This is a genomic window from Staphylococcus sp. HMSC056G08, assembly GCF_001812305.1.
In the GTDB taxonomy this organism is placed as follows: Bacteria; Bacillota; Bacilli; order Staphylococcales; family Staphylococcaceae; genus Staphylococcus; species Staphylococcus simulans.
Genome location: NZ_KV808427.1, coordinates 1 through 744, shown reverse-complemented (window position 1 = coordinate 744; position 744 = coordinate 1). Strand labels below are relative to the sequence as shown.

General features: G+C 41.9%; 1 protein-coding gene. It reads left to right on the top strand.

The features are described 5' to 3' along the window. The coding region (gene argF / locus HMPREF2846_RS01045; RefSeq protein ID WP_070625291.1) for an ornithine carbamoyltransferase at positions 1–744 on the top strand (744 nt) is incomplete at both ends.

Below are 744 nucleotides of genomic sequence, written 5' to 3'. Positions count from 1 at the left end.
ACAAACACTTAAAGGAAAAAACATTGCATTAATTTTCGAAAAAGACTCAACTCGTACTCGTTGCGCATTTGAAGTTGCGGCAGCTGACCAAGGTGCAAGCACTACTTACCTTGGACCAACTGGTTCTCAAATGGGCAAAAAAGAAACAGCAGCAGATACAGCACGCGTTTTAGGCGGCATGTATGACGGCATCGAATATCGCGGATTCTCTCAACGTACTGTTGAAACATTAGCAAAAGAATCAGGCGTGCCGGTATGGAATGGTTTAACTGACGAAGATCACCCAACACAAGTATTAGCTGACTTCCTAACAGCTAAAGAAGTATTGAAAAAACCTTATCACGAAATCAACTTCACTTACGTAGGTGACGGCCGCAACAACGTTGCGAATGCGTTGATGCAAGGTGCAGCAATCATGGGTATGCGTTTCAACCTTGTTTGCCCTAAAGAATTGAATCCTACGGATGAATTATTGAACCGTTGTAAAGAAATCGCTGAAGAAAACGGCGGCGAAATCTTAGTAACAGACGACATTGATAAAGGTGTTAAAGGTTCAGACGTACTTTACACAGACGTATGGGTATCTATGGGTGAACCCGATGAAGTTTGGGAAGAACGTATCAAATTATTGAAACCTTACCAAGTAAACCAAGACATGATCGAAAAAACAGGCAACCCACGTGTTATCTTCGAACACTGCTTACCTTCTTTCCACAACACTGACACAACAATCGGTAAACAAAT